This is a genomic window from Microvirga sp. Mcv34 (assembly GCF_024519725.1).
GTDB lineage: Bacteria > Pseudomonadota > Alphaproteobacteria > Rhizobiales > Beijerinckiaceae > Microvirga.
On record NZ_JALJRK010000211.1, the window covers coordinates 1 to 2,061 of the forward strand.

The 2,061-nt window shown below is 59.9% G+C and carries 2 protein-coding genes; one reads left to right on the forward strand and one right to left on the reverse strand.

The features are described from left to right. Window positions 1-394 precede the first annotated feature (394 nt). Window positions 395-1,156 carry a Crp/Fnr family transcriptional regulator gene (locus tag OC446_RS30125; protein WP_262032554.1) on the forward strand — a complete coding sequence of 254 codons (762 nt, stop codon included), beginning with the start codon at window positions 395-397 and terminating at the stop codon, window positions 1,154-1,156. A 353-nt stretch (window positions 1,157-1,509) separates the two neighbouring features. Here OC446_RS30125 and OC446_RS30130 read toward each other — a convergent pair whose 3' ends face one another. Then, window positions 1,510-1,713 carry a hypothetical protein gene (locus tag OC446_RS30130; RefSeq protein ID WP_262032555.1) on the reverse strand — a complete coding sequence of 68 codons (204 nt, stop codon included), beginning with the start codon at window positions 1,711-1,713 and terminating at the stop codon, window positions 1,510-1,512. Between the last annotated feature and the right edge of the window lie 348 nt (window positions 1,714-2,061).

Genomic DNA, 2,061 nt, shown 5'->3' on the forward strand with positions numbered 1-2,061 from the left:
TGCATGGTGGCCACTGCCACCATCACCATTATGGCAAGTGCGAGTGCCGGCTAGTAAGCCTAAGCTTCTGCCGTTGGCCGAGCTCATGTCCGGAGGCAGCGCTGTAGTGCTCGGGATCGAACCTAGGGTGTTTGTCAGCGAACTCCCCAGAGACCTCGGCATTCCACATTTCTTGATTTGAATGGCGACCCGTTATTGGGGTCTGCTGGACAAGCACTGTCTAGGACGCCAAACGGGACCACCTGAGGTCTTACCTGACGTGATCCCTGAGTTTCTTCTGCTCAGAGCTGGAGTCCGCTGGTTAAGGAGAGCCCATGTTGCCAACCGGCTCTTCAAGACCAAACATGAGTTGGCTCAAGATTTTGTCTACGACTGCGTTCCTCTGATTTGACCGGTGCAAGCACCTGAAGATCATCGGGAGAACCGCGTCCTGGCTGCTTTGGAGCCGGAGGACTTCGCCTATCTGGAGCCGCACCTGGAACTCGTGCATCTCAAACGCAGGCAGGTCCTCTATGAGACCGGCGACACGATGCACCACGCCTACTTTCCGCATGATATCGTGATCTCGCTGGTCGCCGTGATGCAGGACGGCAGTTCAGCCGAGATGTCGCTCTATGGCCTGGAAGGAGTCGCAGGTCTCGTCGCAGCCGGGGTCACTCGCCAGTCCTTCGGGCGCTACATTGCCCAACTGGCTGGCTCGGCCTCCCGGATCGACATAGACACGATGCGCAAGGTGATGGGAGAGCGCCCGAACATTCAGCGGCTGGTGCGCCAATTCGCGGAAGCGACGATGGCGCGCGTCCTGCAATCCGTCGCCTGCAACGCCCTCCACACAGTCGAGGCCCGCAGTTGCCGCTTCATTCTCACGATTCACTATCGGATCAATCGGGAGACGCTCGCCCTAACGCATGAGTTTCTCGCCGAGCGGCTCGGCGTGCAGCGGACTACCGTCAGTGCGGTGATATCGAAGCTCCAGGCCAAAGGGCTGATCAGGCAGGCCAAAGGCGGCATCACGGTGACAGATCCCGTCGGACTCGAAGCAGGGGCGTGCGAGTGTTATGGCAGGGTGCGTGATATGCTTGATGCTGCCCTACCCTCCCTCTACCCGCTGATCTCGACTCGACCGAGCTGGTTGTCCTGCCTCCATCAGGTGTAGCATCAGGCCGAACGCGTAACTGCCACCGGGGTAAGGTCAACGGCGGGTCCGACGATGATGAGCGGCAATGGCGATCTCGCGCTTATGCTCAGAGCGCGCTTAGAACTTCGTGATGTTTGCGTCCCGGATCAGCTGCGGACCTGGATGCCACGCACCGTGGTCTCACCCTATGGTTTCGCCCGGCGTTTCCCGTTTGAGGAGCAGGCGACACCCCTTGTCTGGCTCACGCCAACGATCAGGGTGCCTGCCGAGACGTTCAGGATCCAGTGATGTCGGAACCTTCCTGCCCCTCCACATAAAGCGCATCATCAGGCGTGGACCGCGACTTTCAAAGCGGAAGGCGGGATATGGCGTCAGTGGAGCACTTGGGTCGGCAATGCCTCCTTGACGAGCACGAGCTTCTCGAGCTTGCGCGGTTCGACTCCAAGCCGGTCGGCCCATTCCTCAAGGGCGAAGGTATAGAGGTGGGACAGGACCAACGTCTGGCCCGACGCACCGATCTTCAGGCGGACCAACTCGTTCAGGGCTTGCTTGAGCAATGCACGGTTGACGGTCATGGCGGTCCTCACGCGATAGCCGCAGTCTGCGCTCCACCACCGCTGACGCCAAGTCTTCCGAAAGGCTTATTGTCTTGGAGGATGGAAGGTCCAGTCCGCTTATGACAGGAGCGTCAACTGGGCAGACAACGCCCGTTGGAGCAAAGACAGTCTCCACATGGCCGGCGAGACCGCTCATGCTCTAGTCGGCTTCTTCCACACAGGGCCAGCTTGCTGGCGGGATGAGGTCGGTCGGCAGCTTGGTTTCCGCGCTGCCACATGCCGTATCAATCTGCGCTTGGGTAAGACCAACCGTAAGCGCGCATTTCAAAGCACGTCGCAAGGCGGGGTTCAGGCTGGCCGCGTGTT